Consider the following 15497-nt stretch of genomic DNA (forward strand, 5'->3'; position numbering starts at 1 on the left):
TCGCGGTTACGGGCCGAACCAGTGCTGCTCGGCGGTGCGCGGTGGCGCGGACGTGGTGCCGACATGCAGCTCGGTGGGCAGTGTGATGACCTTGTGTGCCACCCGGTCGCCGGCGCCGAGCAGCAGCTTGCCCGCCGCCTTGCCCTTCTCCAACACGGGTTGATGCACGGTGGTCAGCCCGGCGCGGGTTGCCTCGGCGATGCCGTCGAAGCCGGTGATCGTCAGGTCGGCGGGCACGCGGAGTCCGCGCCTGCCCGCCTCGGCCAGCGCGCCGAGCGCGAGGATGTCGGAGGTGCAGATGAGCGCGGTCACGCGGGGGTAGGCGTCGAGCAGCTGACGCGCAGCCGAGGCGCCGTCGTCGACGTGGTGCTCGAAGCGCTCCACCACCGGCACCGTCTCCCAGGCCACGCCCGCGGCCTCGAACGTGCGCTTGAGCGCCGCGAGCCGGGCGCGTTGTACGTGGAAGTGCGCGTTCTGCTGCCGGTGCAGCGGCACGAAGTCGTCGTTGCGGTCGCGACCGAGTCGCATGCACAGCACGCCGATCTGGCGATGCCCGAGGCTCACGATGTGGTTGGCGATGCTCACGATCGCGGCCTCGTCGTCGGGGCCGACGCGGTCGACGCCGTCGATCTGCGGCTGGTCGACGATCACGGTGGGCACCGGCCGTTGCAGGACGGCCTGCAGGTGCGGGTCGTCGTCGGGCACCGAGTAGACGACGAAGCCGTCCACGCCTGCCCGGTGCACGGCGGCGACGTCCTCGCGGCCCGGGCTCGCCGGCACGAGGTGCAGCCCGACGCCCGCGTCCTCGCACGCGAGGGCCAGACCTTCGAGCACCCCGATGGCGGCGGGGTCGCGGAAGGCGTACGAGAGGTTCTCGGTCAGGAGCAGTCCGACGGCTCCCGCCTTGCGGGTACGCAGGGAGCGGGCTACTGGGTCGGGCCCGGGGTAGCCGAGTCGCTTGGCCGTCTCGAGGACGCGTCTGCGCAGCTCAGGGGATAGTTGGTCCGGCCGGTTGTAGGCGTTGGACACGGTCGTTCGCGAGACACCCAGTTCGGCGGCAAGGGAGGCGAGGGTGGCCTGCCGCCGGGTTCGCATCGGCCGGTTCATGAACAAACCGTAACGGTTCAGAAGAATTTGCAGAAGCGCTGCCCAGCGACCGTCACATCTGACGGTCCGTCGCTCCGGGGTCGCCCGCCCGTGGCGGCCTCACCGTAAGGAGTATTGTCCATCCGACAATGGTTTCCATTATCTATACTGTCCGTGACAGGTCGGAAACTCTGACGGGGTGTGGATGACGATGAAGAGTGGTCGGACGAGGCGTCTGCTCGCCGCGATGCCGATGGTGGTGGCCCTGGCAGCCGGATCGGCCGCGTGCGGCGGTGGCGGAGGTGACGGCGCGGCCCAGGCGGGCGCCGACGGCAAGATCTCGGTGGTCTCCTCCACCAACGTCTGGGGCAGCGTGGTGCGTGCCGTCGGCGGCGTGCATGTCCAGGTCAACTCCCTGGTCGAGGACCCGTCGGCCGACCCGCACTCCTATCAGGCCAGTGCCGAGGACGCCGCGGACGTGCAGTCGGCGCAGCTGCTCGTCTACAACGGCGGCGGCTACGACGACTTCTTCGCCCAGCTCGCCGACCAGGCGCCGGACGCCGAGCCGGTGGTGGCCGTCGAGGGCGAGCCCGGCCACGAGGAACACGCCGGCGAGCACGAGCACGGGCACGACCACGGCAACGAGCACGTCTGGTACGACCTGCACATCGTCGGCGAGGTGGCGGACAAGGTCGCGAACCGGCTCGGCCGGATCGACCCCGAGCACCGGCAGACGTTCACCCGCAACGCGCAGGCGTTCCAGGACAAGCTCACCGAGCTCGAAAACACGATCGAGCGCATCCCCGCCGGCCGGGTGATCGCCACCGAACCCGTCGCGCACTACCTGCTCGAGGCGGCGGGTGTCGCCGACGCCACCCCGCGCGAGTTCTCCCAGGCCATCGAGAACGAGACCGACGTTCCCGTTGCCGCGCAGCAGGAGGTCATGGCACTCGTCTCGGGCAAGCGGATCGACGCAGTGGTGAACAACCCGCAGACGATGACCCCGGTGACCGAGAAGCTCGTCGGTGCGGCGCGCGGTGCCGGCGTGCCCGTCGTCGACGTGACCGAGACGCTCCCCGAGGGCACGACGGACTACATTGCCTGGATGGGCAGCCAGATCGAGTCGTTGGCGGGAGCACTGGGCAAGTGAGTGGCGCAGTCGTCGAGATCGAGGGTGCGGCGCTCGCGTTCGGCGAGCGCACCCTGTGGTCCGGGCTCGATCTCGACGTCCGGCCGGGGGAGTTCCTCGCCGTGCTGGGACCCAACGGCTCCGGCAAGACGACGCTGCTGCGCGTGCTGCTCGGGCTCCAGTCGCTCAGCGCGGGCAAGGTCCGGATCGCGGGCAGGCCACCCGGCAAGGGCAACCGCAGGCTGGGTTACGTCCCGCAGCAGCGCGCGATGGACCAGCAGCTGACGCTGCGGGGCGCGGACCTCGTGGGCCTCGGTCTCGACGGCGACCGCTGGGGCATCGGCCTGCGTGGCCTGCGTGGCAGGCGGCGCCGGATCGCCGAGGCCGTGGCCGCCGTGGGCGCCGAGCGGTACGCCTCCTCGCCGGTCGGCAGGCTCTCGGGTGGCGAGCAGCAGCGGCTGCGCGTGGCGCAGGCGCTGATCGGTGAGCCGGACGTGCTGCTCTGCGACGAGCCGCTCGCCTCGCTCGACCTCACCCACCAGCGCATCGTCACCGAGCTGATCGACGGGCGCAGGCGCGAGGCGGGCACGGCGGTCCTGTTCGTCACCCACGAGATCAACCCCGTCCTGCCCTACGTCGACCGGGTGCTGTATCTGGTCGGCGGGCGGTTCCGCATCGGCACGCCCGACGAGGTGATGAACTCGGCGACGCTGTCGGAGCTGTACGGCACCCGGGTCGAGGTGGTCCGGGTCGGCGGGCAGATTCACGTCGCCGGAGCGCAGAGCGCACTGTGCGAGGACGAGGTGCACCACCACCTCGAGCACACCGACGAGCCCGTGCCGTGATCAGCCCGAACCCCTCCGGAACACCCCGTCTCGCGACGTGCCGCGCATGACACAGAAGGCCTGCTGATGGACAAGCTGTTCGACTTCGAGCTGACCGCACGCCTGCTCGGACTCGACTTCGTGCAGACGGCGCTGCTCGCGGCCGCCGTGCTGGGACTGGTGGCGGGCACGCTGGGTCCGTTGATCGTGATGCGGCGGATGTCGTTCGCCGTGCATGGCACGGCCGAGCTCGCCTTCACCGGCGCGGCCGCCGCGTTGCTGCTGGGTGTCAGCGTCTCCTACGGCGCCCTCGCCGGGGCGGTCGTGGCGGCGCTGCTGCTCGGCCTGCTCGGTGGCAGGGAGTCCGAGCGCGACTCCGTGATCGGCGTGATCCTCTCGTTCGGGCTCGGCCTGGGCGTGCTGCTGCTGTGGTTCTACGAGGGCCGCGCGAACAACAAGTTCGGCATCCTCGTCGGGCAGATCGTCGCCATCGAGCCACAGGACCTGACCACGCTGGTCGTGTGCGCGATCGTCGTGCTGGTGGTGCTGGCGCTGATCTACCGGCCGCTGTTGTTCGCGACCGTCGACCCGGCCGTCGCCGTCGCCCGCGGCGTGCCCGCACAGCTGCTGTCACCGGTGTTCGCCGTGCTCATCGGCATCGCCACCGCACTCGGGGTGCAGATCGTCGGGGCGTTGCTCGTGGTGGCGTTGATGGTCACGCCGGCGGCCGCGGCCGCGCGGGTGACCGCGAGCCCGTGGCGGGCGACCGTGCTGGCCGTGGTGTTCGCGGAGTGCGCCGCGCTCGGCGGCATCGTGCTGTCGCTGGCTCCCGGCGCGCCGGTGAGCTTCTTCGTCACGGCCATCTCGTTCACGATCTACCTGACGTGCCGGGTCGTCGCGTACGTTCGTGGCCGCGAACGCCGGCTCAGCGAACCGGTTCCCGAGCCATCGCCTGCGCCACCCGGTCGATGAAGCCCTCGTCGACGAGTGGCAGGTTGCCGCTCGCGACCGAGCGCTCGACCACCTGCACCACGACCACTTCGGCGTCCACGAACGCATCGAGCGTCGTCTGCTCGTGCTCGCCCATGCGCGGGTAACCGAGGATGGTCAAGTCCGAGAATCCGGCGGGCAGGTAGCGCGAGGAGGCGGCCGTGAACGAGTCGCCGACCACCAGCGTCGGCGCGTCTACGGTGCCCTCGCCCGACGGCGCCGTGTAGTGCACCGGCCGGTCGTAGTCGAGCAGCGGTGGCTTGGTGCGATCGGTCTTGCCGTCAGGCTCGAGGACGTAGCGAATGGTCATCTTGTCCTCGGTGCGGCCCAGCATGGTGGGCAGGTCGGCGGTGCCGGTGATCCAGCCGATTCCCCGGCTCTGCCACTGCCGCGTCACCCCGGGCTCGATGGCCTCGGCGATCTCGCGTGTCAGCATGACCGCGCCCTCGTCGGTCCAGTGCGTGTCGTTGGGGTAGTAGGCCGGCTTGCCGAGTTGTTTCGCCGCGCGGTCGAGTGCCGGCCGCAGGTCGACGAACCCGGGTTGGGTGTCCACCGTGTCCCAGAACGTCCTCGTGGCGGGCTCCGAGCAGTCCTTGCCCGCATAGCTCGGCGGAAGGTGCTCGGGCACCATCGTGGTCTTGTCCGGTGCGATCACCAGCACGAACCGGCGGCCGGACGACTCCACGGCCTTGCGCAGGCGGTCGAGCCGGTCCAGCGTCTCGGCGAGTGGCCGGACGGGGGAACACTTGGCCTCCACGTCAGCGCCGTAGTACAGCCAGCCGTCCTCGCCCTCGATCACGCGCTGATAGCCCACCTCGCTGCCGGGGGAGTCGCTGGTGCGGCTGTCCCGCTCGCTCCCCGGCATCTCCTGCGGCGTGCCCGGAATCGGCCCCGTGTCCCGGCTGCCCTGGCCGAACGGCGCGGGCTCGCCGAAGAGCGACCGGCTGATCGCGTCGGCGGCGTCGATGGCGCCTGCCCGGAACACGAGCTGATCGGTGGCCCACGCCGGGAGGTCGGTGAAGAACGACCAGCCGTCGGCGATGCTGGGAAAGCCGGCGAGCTTGTGGTTCTCGATCTCGCCCGGCCGCGCGCCGAACACCCACATCAGCGTGGGCGCGGTGAAGAACACGACCGCGCTGATCAACGCCGTGAGCTGACGTCCGCCGTGACGTGGCCGGTGCAGCGCGTGCTCCCGCGGCAACCACGCCTCGTGCACGGCAGGCAGCTGTGGGGGTCGGTTCGTCACGGCCCTACGTTAGCCAGGGGCACGAACACGCGGGCCGCTAGTGCAACAAGAGCAGCACCTGCAGCTCACCGACGATGCCGCCGATGATGCCGCCGACCGCGACGAGCTTCCACTCGTCCTGCCGGAACGCGGGCCGCAGCAGGCCTTCGTACTCCACCGGGGTGAGCTTGAGCATCCGCTCCTCGACCATGTTGGCGACATCCATGGCCTTGGTGAGGTAGCCCTCGGCGTACTTGACGGTGTTCGGCAGCCGCTCGATGGCCTTGACCGCCGCTGCCCGCTTCATCTCCTCGAGCCGTTTCGCCCCGACGGCCACGCTCACCAGCGGTTTCGCGCTGCTGGTCTGCGCGTCGATCGTGGTCGCGACCAATCGCGTGATCATGGCCATCAGCCGGTCGGACCTGGGTCCCCGCAGGATCGACTCCATCAGGTTCGGCACGGTCAGCACGTCCCTCGCGATGATCTCGCCGTACTGCCGGGCCACCTCGGCGCGCCGCCGCTGGAACTTGCCCTGGAGGTACACCTTGCGCGTCAGGTGCACCGGCTCGCGCGGGATGAAGATCAGCTTGATGGCGAGCCAGTCGGTGAACAGGCCGACACCGGCGCCGAACAACGGCATCACCAGCGGGTTCTTGGTGATCGCCCACACGACGGTCTGGATGATGCCGAGGATGAAGCCGAAGTAGATGCCCGAACGTGCGATGAACGCCATCTCCGGGCGGGACGTCTCCCGGATCAGCCGGACGAGCAGAGCCTTGTCCCGCGTCAGCCGCTGGACCGTCATGTCCTTGACGTCGAGGAAGTCGTCGACGTTCTCCCGCATCTCGACCATCAGCTGGCGGACCAGCTGCGGGGTCTGTGCCTGGATCTGCTTGACGAGGAGGTCCCTCGCCACCGTGGGCAGCCGGTCCCAGACGCGCGGGTGGGTCTCGGCCAGCACCTCGCGCGCGATGTCGTCGACCGCCCGCAGAAGCGGCTGCTCGATCTCGCGCGTGATGCGGTCGGGATCGATCCGGGCGAAGACGTCCTTGATGTCGAGGAGGTTCTTGGTGAGCAGGTCCGTCGCGATCGCGGCCATCCGCCCGCCGTGCTGCGGCACGACGCCCTGCCAGCCCAGGAACGTGCCCTTGATGCCGACCCACTCGAGCGGCCGGAACATCATCTCGATGGCGACCCGCTTGGTGACGTAGCCGATCAGCGCGGCGATGAACGGGATGGCCGTGTACAGCGGCCAGTGCCGAGCGATATCGGCGAGGATCGCGTCCACTTCGGACCTCCTTCCCCGCGTCGGCACACCCAGGGCCACAGTATGCGGTCGGAGTGAAACGAGTCCGTACGGAGGTATGGGATTCCGCCTCCGGAATCATTAAAGTTGCCGAATGGCAGAAGCCGGAGCATCCCCCCACCCCACGAAGTCAAGCCAGTTCACGACCGTCTTCCGCGGCTACGACCAGGTCCAGGTCGACGAGCACCTCAAGAAGCTGATCAGCGAGCTCAAGCAGACCGCGCGCAGCCGCGACGAGGCGACGGCGTCGGTCGCGGACCTGACCAAGGCGCTGAACTACGCCCAGCAGGAGCTCGCGGAGACCAAGGCGGCTCTCACCCGGATGGTCGAGGACCCGTCGGGTCCCGCGGCCATGAGCGAGCGGGTCAAGACCATGATGCAGCTCGCCGAGGAGGAGATCGCCGACCTGCGGAAGAAGGCGGCCGACGAGGCCGCTGCGACACGCTCGGCCGCCGACGCCTACTCCGAGAAGACCCGCGAGAAGGCGCGTGCCGAGGCCAAGCAGCTGACCGAGGAGGCCGAGCGCGAGCGCAACCGCCTCGACAAGGAGGCCGAGGAGCGCCGCAGCGCCGCCGAGAGGGCGTCGGCGGAGAAGATCGCCAAGGCCGAGAAGGAGTCGGCCGAGAAGATCGCCAAGGCGGAGAAGGCCTCCGCCGACAAGATCGCCGCTGCCGAGAAGGCGTCCGAGGAGAAGATCGCCAAGGCCGAGAAGGAGTCGGCCGACAAGATCGCCGCTGCCGAGAAGGCTTCCGCCGAGGAGATCGCGGCGAAGAAGGCCGAGGCCGAGCGCGTGGCCAAGGAGGTCAAGGAGGACGCGAAGCGCCGCGCCGACGAGATGATCTCCGAGGCCGAGCGCATGCTCGCCGACGCCAGGGCCAAGCACGCCGAGGCGCTGCGCCTGCGCGGGGTCGTCGCCGAGCGGCTCACCGCCAGTCACACCGCGCTGCAGGACGCCCTCGACCGGCTGGGCCCGGAACCTGAGCCGGCCTCCGGGGACAGCGGCAAAGTGTCCGACAAGGCAGGTTCGGACAAGTCGGGTTCCGGCAAGGCGGCCGGCGTGTCGCAGGCGAAGGCATCCGCCAGGCAGCCCGCGTAGTACGTCCGGTACCGGTGCTCGTGCCGGCGAAAATGCCGCACGAGCACCACTTTCGCCGGTCCGTGTGTCCACTGTGTCCACCGTGTGCACTGTGCGCACCGGGTGCCCGGGGCCGGCGGTATTACGGTTGCCGGGCTGGGTGACCTGCCGTGATACTCGCGCGCATGCGGACCGTGCTGGTGACCGGAGTGAGCAGGAGCAAGGGCATCGGCTTCGCGATCGCGCGCCGGCTGCTGGCCGATGGGCACCGCGTCTTCGCGCACTCGTGGTCGCCCTACGACGCCACCGAGCCATGGGGTGCGGACCCGCGCGGCATCGGCGGCGTGATCGGCCTGCTCGACGGCGGGGACGCGCTCGGGCATGTCGAGGCGGATCTCGCCGAACCGGACGCCGCGAGCCGGGTGGTCGCCGCCGCGGCCGAGCGGTTCGGACCACTCGACACGCTGGTGGTGAACCACGCACGCAGTTCGGTCGCCACGCTGGCCGAGGTGACCGGCGAGGAGCTCGACCGGGCATGGGCCGTCAACGTGCGAGCCGCGTTGCTCCTGGTGCAAGCGTTTGCCGAGCAGTACCGGCCGGTGCCGCACGGCGGCCGCGTCGTCCTGTTCACCTCGGGCCAGCACCTCGCGCCGATGAGCGGTGAGATCCCGTATGCCGCCACCAAGGGCGCGCTGCACCAGCTGACCCTGACGCTGTCCGACGCGTTGATCGATCGCGGCATCACCGTGAACTGCGTGAACCCGGGCCCCACCGACACCGGCTGGGCGGGTGACGAGCTCGCGCGCACCGTCGGCAGGCAGCTGCCGAGGGGGCGGTGGAACACGCCCGACGAGGCCGCAGGCGTCGTGTCCCTGCTGCTGAGCGGGGATGCGGCCACCATCACCGGGCGGGTCGTGGACGCCGAGGCGGGGTTCCGGCGCTGGCTGTTCTGACCACGACAGTGCGAAGAGGACACGTCCATTCCGGACCGCTCTGGCCAGCACAGAGGCTGCAGGTTGATAACGGTCGTGCTGCCTTTTGCCCGAATCGGGTGCAGTATCTTCCGGGTGAGCTCCAAAGCGCCTGAGAAGACGTCGTCACCGGTCGACTTCCCCGTGTACGGGCTCGACCGCGAGATCCGGGGCCCGAGGTGGGTCGACTTCTTCGAGGGAGTCCCCGACGCTCCGCCGTGGGCGTTGTGGCTCGGCCACCGGGTGGAGGACACCGACCACGGTGTGCGGGTCGGCAGCATGCCGCGCTCCCGATACGAGCAGACGATGTGCCCCGGCGGCGGGGACCCGCTGGCCGAGGTCGCGTTCGGCGGTGCGTTCGGCCTGGTCAACCTGACCCTGCCGGACAGCACGGTGCCGCGGCCCGACGGCCTGATCCGGGTTCTCGTGGAGCACGCCGAGCAGCAGGCCAGACGCTACGAGCAGTGGCCGCGTGCGTTGTGGCGGGTGGACGGCATGTCGGTGCGCGCCCGGATCTGGCGGTTCGCCGGTGCCTGGACGGGCTTCACCGCCGACCTGGACGACACCTACCTCGCGGTGATCGGCATCGGCGTGGAGCCGGAGGGGCTCAGCCTCTCGCGGATCGACGACCCCAGTCCGTACGGCACCGACTTCCAGGAGCCGCTGAGCCTCACCGAGCTGGGCAGGCACAAGGCCAACCGGCCCGAGGCATGGCTGCCGCCGCCGCGGCGGGACGGCTTCCATCCGGACCAGCTCGCACTGGTGCCCGCGGCGGAATAACAACCCCAAGGTCTAGTGATGTGGATCACTTTCGAGCTACTGTCCCCGTATGGCGTCGAGCGATGAGGCTGAGGGCACCCGCACACAGAGCGTGACGCAGGCGCTGTTGTCCGGCAGCACCTACCGCGGACTGGCGGAGCAGCGACTATCGCCCGCCGAGGAGAAGTTCGAGAAGGCCAGGCGGACGGTCGGCTTCGTCCTGGCGCCCCTCGTCACCATCGTCTTCCTGTTCGTGCCGACGGCGCTGGACGCACCGCAGCAGAAGCTTGCGGCCGTGCTGCTCGGGGTGGTCGTGCTCTGGGTGTGCGAACCCGTGCCCATCCCGATCGGCGGCCTCATCGGTGTCGCCGCCATCGTGGTGCTCGGGGTCCTGCCGCCCGACGACGTGCTCGCGCCGTTCGGGTCGTCGACGGTGTTCGTCTTCATCGGCGCGTTCATCCTCGCCCAGGCCATGCTCCGGCACGGGCTGGCGCGGCGGTTCGCGTTCCGGATACTCGCGGTGCGCGGCGTCGGGCGCAGCACGTGGCGGGTGATCGCCGCGCTGGGTCTGGTGACGTGCGTGCTCTCGGCGTTCATCTCCAACACGGCGACCGTGGCGATGCTGTTGCCCACCGCCGTCGGCCTGCTGTCCGTGATCGCGGAGCTCGTGCGCAGACAGACGCCGGACGGGGAGAACTTCGACCCGCTCCGGCTGCGCGTGGGGATCGCGCTGATGCTCGTGCTCGCCTACGGCGCGAGCGTCGGCGGCCTGCTGACGCCGATCGGCTCGCCGCCGAACCTCATCGGGCGCGAGCTCATCGAGCAGGCGACCGGCGAGCGCATCACGTTCCTGCAGTGGACGACGCTCGCGTTGCCGGCGTGCGCGTTGATGTTCGTGATCCTCGTCGTGGTGCTCATCCTGCTCAACCGCCCGGAGGTCAAGCGGCTCTCCGGGATCGAGGAGTACGTGGCGAGCGAGCGGGCCAAGCTCGGCAAGCTGTCGCGGGCGGAGTGGAACACGCTGATCGCCTTCTCGGTGACCGTCGCGCTGTGGGTGGCGCCGGGCATCGTGGGCCTGGTGGCGGGCGCCGACTCATCGGCCTTCGAGACGGCGACGGAGCGGCTCGACGAGGGCATCGTCGCCGTCATCGGTGCCGCGCTGCTGTTCGCGTTGCCGGTGGATTGGCCACGACGGAGGTTCACGTTGACGTGGTCCGAGGCCAGCCGCATCGACTGGGGCACGGTGCTGCTGTTCGGTACCGGCATCATCTTCGGCTCGCTGCTCGCCGACACCGAACTGGCGCAGCGCATCGGCGGCGGGCTGGCGAACACGTTCGGGCTGACGAGCACGATCGCACTGGTGATCTTCGCCGTCCTGCTCGCCGTGGTGGTGTCGGAGACGACGTCCAACACGGCCTCGGCGTCGGTGGTGGTCCCGATCATCATCCCGATCGCGGTGGCGTCTGGCATCGACCCGTTCGTGCCCGCGCTCGCGGCGACGTTCGCGGCGTCGTTCGGGTTCATGCTGCCGGTGTCCACGCCGCAGAACGCGATCGTCTACGGCTCGGGAGCGGTGCCGATCACGAAGATGATCCGGTCGGGCGTCGTGTTCGACATCGCGGGCGCGGCGCTCATCGTGCTGATGATTCCGTTGATGGTCGGGGCCCTCGGCCTGGGCTGACGCGGGCGTACCGGGCGGCGACGGTGAACAGCACGAGCGCCACCGCGCCGGCCGCGGCGGCCACGACCGGCAGCGGTCCCGGCCCGTGCGTGTCCAGCACCAGGCCGCCGATCACCCCACCGCACGCCACGCCCAGGTAGGCGCCCGACGTGTTCAGCGCTAGCGCCTCACCGGAGACCGGTCCCGCCAGCATGTGCAGGCGTGCCTGGACCGCCGGGGAGTTCCAGAACGCGGCGCCGCCCCACACGGCCGCCAGCGGGAACAGGATGCCGACGGCCACCGGGCGCAGCGGTCAGAGCGCGGTGAACGTCAGTATCGCCGCCACGAACACCGCCACGCCCACCAGCAACGTGCGGTCGGGGCCGAGCCGGTCGGTCGCCCAGCCGCCCGCCGAGATCCCGGCCATCCCCGCGAGGCCGGACACGAGGAACAGCGCGCCCCGCTCGCCGACGTCGCCGTTCGCGAGCTCGGCGACGAACGGCGAGAGGTACGTCAGCAGCATCATCGAGCCGAGCATGAGCACCACGTTCGCGAGCAGTCCCAGCGAGGCCGCCGGTGCGGCGACGATGCGCAGGCGGTCCCGCAGCGCCGGGACGTCGTCGCGCGCGGTCTCGCGCGGCAGCCTCGCCAGGATCGCGACGGCCACGGCCAGCCCGGCGGCGGCCATGGCCGCGAACGTGGCGCGCCAGCCGAGTGTGCCGCCGATCCACGTACCCGCCGGAACACCTGCTGCGATCGCGCCCGTGACCGAGAAGGCCGTCACCAGCTGCCCGGCCGTGCCGACGCTGACCTCGAGGTCCGCCGCGAACTCCGGCAGGACACCGGCGATGACGTAGTCGTCGGTGTAGAAGACCAGCGCGGCGAGCGCGAGAGTCAGCAGCCACGCGGGCACGGCGGGAACACCTCCGGGCAGCCATGCGGTGCCGCCGCGCCGAGGTGAGCGACGCAGCGCCGCTCACCCGGGCACGGTAGCGCGGCCGCCGGCTACGGCCACACCGATTTCTGTGCGTACCGAGCTCTTACGAGCCGGTGAGGGACTGCGGGTAGTCGGTGATGATGCCGTCGACACCCAGCCCGGCCATGGTGCGCATGGCGCCGGGCTCGTTGACCGTCCACACGTTGATGCCCATGCCCAGCTCGTGCACGCGCGCGACGAGGGCGCTGTCGGTGACGGTGTACTGCGGGCCCACGTCGTCGGCCCACTCGCTGAGCGCGACGAGCTCGGCCTCGGTGGGGCGTTCGGCGTCGAGCACACCGACGGGAATCTCCGGCGCGAGCGTCTTGAACGCCTTGGCATCGTCCACTTCGAACGACTGCACGCCCAGCTCTCCGTCCGCGACCGCGTCCTCGACATAACCACGCACCGACCGCAGTTCCGCCTCGAGTGCCGCGGGCAGCCCGGTGGCCGCGTAGTGGCCACACGGGCTGATCTCGGCGAGCAGGCCCGTCTTGCCGCGCACCATCGTGATGACCTCGCGGACGGTGATGATCCGCTCGCCCGCGTACGTCTCGTGGAACCACGAACCCGCGTCGAGGGTCCGCAGTTCGTCCCAGGTGAAGTCGGAGACCCGGTACGACGGCCGGCCGGGGAAGCGCTCCTCGACGTCGGTGGTGCGTTCGAGGGTGCAGTCGTGGAAGTTCACCAGGCGCCCGTCCTTGGTGCGCTGCACGTCGATCTCGACGAAGTCGGCGTCCTGCTTGATCGCGGCCTTGACGGCGGGCGCGGTGTTCTCCGGGGCGACGCCGGACGAGCCGCGGTGCGCGATCACGTCGAGGGTGCCTGCTTTCTCGCTCGCCACCGCGGACGGGGCGGCGAGCAGGGCAGGTACGGCAAGGAGAGCGGCGATTCTGGCGATCGTGGCGGTACGCATCGGCGGCCTCTCGCTCGGAAACGGCAAACGCGATCAGGCTCCTCGCCTGCGATGACGTCGTGGTGAACGCGGCCGGGACGTGGGGGTGAAGAACCGGTGCCGGGGGCGGCGGGTGGTGTGGACAGGTGCGGCTCGCCGGCGCTCTGGCCCTCACCCGGACGGAGCACACGTCGCGAGGGGTCGGCTTGTGGTACGAGCTGGATGACGCAGATACTCCGCACTCGACCGCCTTGGAGACGCGTGGGATGCCATCTTCCAGTAAGCTTCCAGAACCTGAAGGGTGGGCGACCAGGATCGATACGAAGATCACCGTATCGCTGATCGTAGTGCTGTTCTTCGGCTGCGTATGCCTGCTCTCTGGATATGGCTTTGTAAACATTGGCAAGCCGATTGCGACGAAGTATGCGCTACTGTTTGCGGCTCTGTTCTTCCTGTCCGCCTTGTTCGGGTTCCTGACGCGGGTATCCAGGTCGCACAACGCCAAGGGCCTCAGTCTCGGTAGCCACGAAGGGCGGCCGGCGCTCATCATCCGGTACTCGCTCGCCGGTTTCGTCGTCATTTCCCTGCTGATTGCCTGCATGGCGGCCATCTTCGTGTGCGGACTGTTCGATGCCGTATCGGCCGGCAACGGCGTACTGGCAGCAGTGTTGGGTCTGATCGGCGCCTTCTTTCTGAGCTACTTCGTGCAGATTCTGTTGGGCCAGCGTCGCCGCGGATACCTCGTGCTGTCCGATCGGGGAGTTCTTCAGCGCGGGATGGCTTTTTCTTCGTTCCTTCCCTGGGAGGCATTCGGCGGAGTCAGCGCCGCATACAACGGCCGCCCCGAAGTGCTGGTCCTCGCTTACCAAAATGCCCGGTGGACAAACGCGCGATCGGCCGCCTGTGGCGTGTCGACAAGCTGCCGCCCCGTTCCGATGATCGAAATAGACCTGATCCATTTCACGGTGGACGCCAACCTGATGTACCACCTCATCCGGTTCTACGTCGACAACCCGGCAGCGCGCGCGGAACTCGGAACCCAGGCCTGCCTCGACCGTGCTCGCGCCGCCGCCTACCTCTGACCTCGTCGCTACGCCGGAGCGAGCCAACGCCGCAAGGTTTCTCAGAACTGGTAGTACAGGAACGGGCTGAACGTCCCGGTGGCCACCAGAATCGCGGCGTAGGCGATGCCGACGGTCATGATGCCGACCCTCAGCACGGTCGCCGGCTTGCTGCGTGCGGATTCCAGCAGCGGGCCCGCCACCGGGTTCGCGGGCAGGAAGAACACGGCCAGCGCCGCCACCAGCAGCACCAGCCGCTGGTTGGTGAGCGCCGCCTCGACGACGTCGGTGAGGCCTTCGACGTCCGGCGTCAGCATGTGGCCGACGATCGTCAGCGCGTGCCCCACGTCGGGGGACCGGAAAAACACCCAGCCCACGATCACCAGCAGCAGCGTCAGCGCCCGCCGGGCGATCCGGGGACCGCGTTCGGCGGGTGTACGGTTCCAGCCGGTCGCCCGCTCGATCACCAGCAGCGCCCCGTGATAGATGCCCCAGATCACGTACGTCCACGCCGCGCCGTGCCAGAAACCGGTCAGCACGAACACGATCCACAGGTTCCGGTACGTCTTGCGCGCCCCACCGCGGTTGCCACCGAGCGGGATGTAGACATAGTCGCGGAACCACCGGGACAGCGACATGTGCCAGCGGCGCCAGAACTCCGTGATCGTCACCGCCGAGTACGGTCGCGCGAAGTTCTCCGGCAGCCGGAAGCCGAGCATCCGGCCGAGCCCGATCGCCATGTCCGAGTAGCCGGAGAAGTCGAAGTACAGCTGCAGCGTGTAGCCGATGGCGCCGAGCCAGGCGATCGCGAATGTCATCTCGTCGGCGGGCGTGGCGAAGCACGCGTCCACCATCGGCGCCAGCGAGTCGGCGATGATGGCCTTCTTGCACAGGCCCAGCGCGAAGCGCGGGAACCCGGCGGCGATGTCGTCGAGCCGGTGTGAGCGTTGCTGCGGCAGCTGGTCGGCGATCTCGTGGTAGCGCACGATCGGCCCGGCGGCCAGCTGCGGGAACATCGAGATGTACGTGCCGAACGACACGGGGTTGCGCAGCGCGGGCCGCTCGCCGCGGTAGATGTCGACGACGTAGGAGATGTGGTGGAACGTGAAGAAGGAGATCCCGATCGGCAGCGCCAGTTCCGCGATCGGGAAGTCACCGCCGAAGAGCTGGGCGAACCACGCGATCTGCTCGGTCGCGAAGCCCGCGTACTTCCAGACCAGCAGGATCGAGAGGTCGAACGCGATGACGCCGATCAGGATCCAGCGCCTGCGGTCGTTCGGCCGCAGCCCCCACTCGTCGGGTTCCAGCGCGGGTCCCGCGGCGAAGTTCACCACCATGCACGCGAGCAGCAGCAGCGTGAACGCACCCGCGCCGGTGGCGTAGAAGATGAGGCTACCGACCGCGATGATGCCGTTGCGCCAGCTCCGGGGGCACACCAGCACCGCGATCAACACCGCGGGCATGAAGTACCACAGGAACAGTGGCGAAACGAACGACATGCGGTGAGCCCCCTGGTCGGTTCAGCATCGTGACCCTAACC

At 69.5% G+C, this 15497-nt stretch carries 15 protein-coding genes; 8 read left to right on the forward strand and 7 right to left on the reverse strand.

Translation table 11 applies throughout. The annotated features are described in order from the left end of the window. Positions 1 to 6: 6 nt before the first annotated feature. Entirely contained in the window at positions 7 to 1107 is a 1101-nt protein-coding gene (locus ACFSZT_RS07200) for a LacI family DNA-binding transcriptional regulator (protein ID WP_377392379.1), read from the reverse strand. Positions 1108 to 1291: 184 nt separating this feature from the next. Between ACFSZT_RS07200 and ACFSZT_RS07205 the strand changes: the two genes are divergently transcribed. The 3 genes from ACFSZT_RS07205 to ACFSZT_RS07215 all read left to right on the forward strand — a co-directional run bounded on the left by ACFSZT_RS07205 (position 1292) and on the right by ACFSZT_RS07215 (position 4011). After that, on the forward strand, positions 1292 to 2236 hold the full coding sequence (locus ACFSZT_RS07205; protein ID WP_377392376.1) for a metal ABC transporter solute-binding protein, Zn/Mn family: 945 nt from the start codon (positions 1292 to 1294) through the stop codon (positions 2234 to 2236). Continuing rightward, positions 2233 to 3060, forward strand: a complete 828-nt coding sequence (locus tag ACFSZT_RS07210; RefSeq protein WP_377392373.1) for a metal ABC transporter ATP-binding protein — start codon at positions 2233 to 2235, stop codon at positions 3058 to 3060. Before ACFSZT_RS07205 ends, ACFSZT_RS07210 begins: the two co-directional genes overlap by 4 nt. Positions 3061 to 3126: 66 nt before the next feature. Continuing rightward, entirely contained in the window at positions 3127 to 4011 is an 885-nt protein-coding gene (locus ACFSZT_RS07215) for a metal ABC transporter permease (protein ID WP_377392370.1), read from the forward strand. On the opposite strand, the gene ACFSZT_RS07220 is transcribed toward ACFSZT_RS07215, so the two are convergent. Then, positions 3965 to 5275: an alginate O-acetyltransferase AlgX-related protein gene (locus ACFSZT_RS07220; RefSeq protein ID WP_377392367.1), complete on the reverse strand. Its 1311-nt coding sequence runs from the start codon at positions 5273 to 5275 to the stop codon at positions 3965 to 3967. The genes ACFSZT_RS07215 and ACFSZT_RS07220 overlap by 47 nt on opposite strands. Positions 5276 to 5312: 37 nt before the next feature. Continuing rightward, positions 5313 to 6542 (reverse strand): DUF445 domain-containing protein, encoded by a 1230-nt coding sequence (locus tag ACFSZT_RS07225; RefSeq protein WP_377392364.1) that lies wholly within the window; start codon positions 6540 to 6542, stop codon positions 5313 to 5315. 112 nt (positions 6543 to 6654) lie between these two features. On the opposite strand from ACFSZT_RS07225, the gene ACFSZT_RS07230 reads away from it, so the two are divergent. The 4 genes from ACFSZT_RS07230 to ACFSZT_RS07245 all read left to right on the forward strand — a co-directional run bounded on the left by ACFSZT_RS07230 (position 6655) and on the right by ACFSZT_RS07245 (position 11046). After that, positions 6655 to 7656 (forward strand): DivIVA domain-containing protein, encoded by a 1002-nt coding sequence (locus ACFSZT_RS07230; RefSeq protein ID WP_377392361.1) that lies wholly within the window; start codon positions 6655 to 6657, stop codon positions 7654 to 7656. Positions 7657 to 7820: 164 nt separating this feature from the next. Next, positions 7821 to 8588: an SDR family oxidoreductase gene (locus tag ACFSZT_RS07235; protein ID WP_377392358.1), complete on the forward strand. Its 768-nt coding sequence runs from the start codon at positions 7821 to 7823 to the stop codon at positions 8586 to 8588. Between the two features lie 114 nt (positions 8589 to 8702). Further along, positions 8703 to 9386: a hypothetical protein gene (locus ACFSZT_RS07240; RefSeq protein WP_377392355.1), complete on the forward strand. Its 684-nt coding sequence runs from the start codon at positions 8703 to 8705 to the stop codon at positions 9384 to 9386. A gap of 49 nt (positions 9387 to 9435) precedes the next feature. Then, a complete protein-coding gene (locus ACFSZT_RS07245; RefSeq protein ID WP_377392352.1) occupies positions 9436 to 11046 on the forward strand; it encodes an SLC13 family permease in 1611 nt (536 codons plus the stop codon). On the opposite strand, the gene ACFSZT_RS07250 is transcribed toward ACFSZT_RS07245, so the two are convergent. The 3 genes from ACFSZT_RS07250 to ACFSZT_RS07260 all read right to left on the reverse strand — a co-directional run bounded on the left by ACFSZT_RS07250 (position 10997) and on the right by ACFSZT_RS07260 (position 12917). Further along, positions 10997 to 11326, reverse strand: a complete 330-nt coding sequence (locus tag ACFSZT_RS07250; protein WP_377392349.1) for a hypothetical protein — start codon at positions 11324 to 11326, stop codon at positions 10997 to 10999. The two genes, ACFSZT_RS07245 and ACFSZT_RS07250, sit on opposite strands and share 50 nt — an antisense overlap. Positions 11327 to 11338: 12 nt before the next feature. Further along, a complete protein-coding gene (locus ACFSZT_RS07255; RefSeq protein WP_377392346.1) occupies positions 11339 to 11938 on the reverse strand; it encodes an MFS transporter in 600 nt (199 codons plus the stop codon). A gap of 127 nt (positions 11939 to 12065) precedes the next feature. After that, positions 12066 to 12917 (reverse strand): glycerophosphodiester phosphodiesterase, encoded by an 852-nt coding sequence (locus ACFSZT_RS07260; RefSeq protein ID WP_377392343.1) that lies wholly within the window; start codon positions 12915 to 12917, stop codon positions 12066 to 12068. A gap of 125 nt (positions 12918 to 13042) precedes the next feature. Here ACFSZT_RS07260 and ACFSZT_RS07265 point away from each other — a divergent pair, with 125 nt between their 5' ends. Beyond that, entirely contained in the window at positions 13043 to 13978 is a 936-nt protein-coding gene (locus tag ACFSZT_RS07265; RefSeq protein WP_377392341.1) for a hypothetical protein, read from the forward strand. A gap of 41 nt (positions 13979 to 14019) precedes the next feature. Here ACFSZT_RS07265 and ACFSZT_RS07270 read toward each other — a convergent pair whose 3' ends face one another. After that, the gene (locus tag ACFSZT_RS07270; protein ID WP_377392338.1) at positions 14020 to 15456 is read right to left on the reverse strand and encodes an MBOAT family O-acyltransferase; all 1437 of its coding nucleotides are present in this window, start codon (positions 15454 to 15456) and stop codon (positions 14020 to 14022) included. Positions 15457 to 15497 lie beyond the last annotated feature (41 nt).

It is taken from the genome of Prauserella oleivorans (assembly GCF_042685745.1).
GTDB classification, from domain to species: Bacteria; Actinomycetota; Actinomycetes; order Mycobacteriales; family Pseudonocardiaceae; genus Prauserella_A; species Prauserella_A oleivorans.

Coding starts and splice junctions, on each gene's coding strand:
- ACFSZT_RS07200 (WP_377392379.1), bottom strand. CDS start 1,107: ATGAACCGGCCGATGCGAACCCGGCGGCAGGCCACCCTCGCCTCCCTT.
- ACFSZT_RS07205 (WP_377392376.1), top strand. CDS start 1,292: ATGACGATGAAGAGTGGTCGGACGAGGCGTCTGCTCGCCGCGATGCCG.
- ACFSZT_RS07215 (WP_377392370.1), top strand. CDS start 3,127: ATGGACAAGCTGTTCGACTTCGAGCTGACCGCACGCCTGCTCGGACTC.
- ACFSZT_RS07230 (WP_377392361.1), top strand. CDS start 6,655: ATGGCAGAAGCCGGAGCATCCCCCCACCCCACGAAGTCAAGCCAGTTC.
- ACFSZT_RS07235 (WP_377392358.1), top strand. CDS start 7,821: ATGCGGACCGTGCTGGTGACCGGAGTGAGCAGGAGCAAGGGCATCGGC.
- ACFSZT_RS07245 (WP_377392352.1), top strand. CDS start 9,436: ATGGCGTCGAGCGATGAGGCTGAGGGCACCCGCACACAGAGCGTGACG.
- ACFSZT_RS07260 (WP_377392343.1), bottom strand. CDS start 12,917: ATGCGTACCGCCACGATCGCCAGAATCGCCGCTCTCCTTGCCGTACCT.
- ACFSZT_RS07270 (WP_377392338.1), bottom strand. CDS start 15,456: ATGTCGTTCGTTTCGCCACTGTTCCTGTGGTACTTCATGCCCGCGGTG.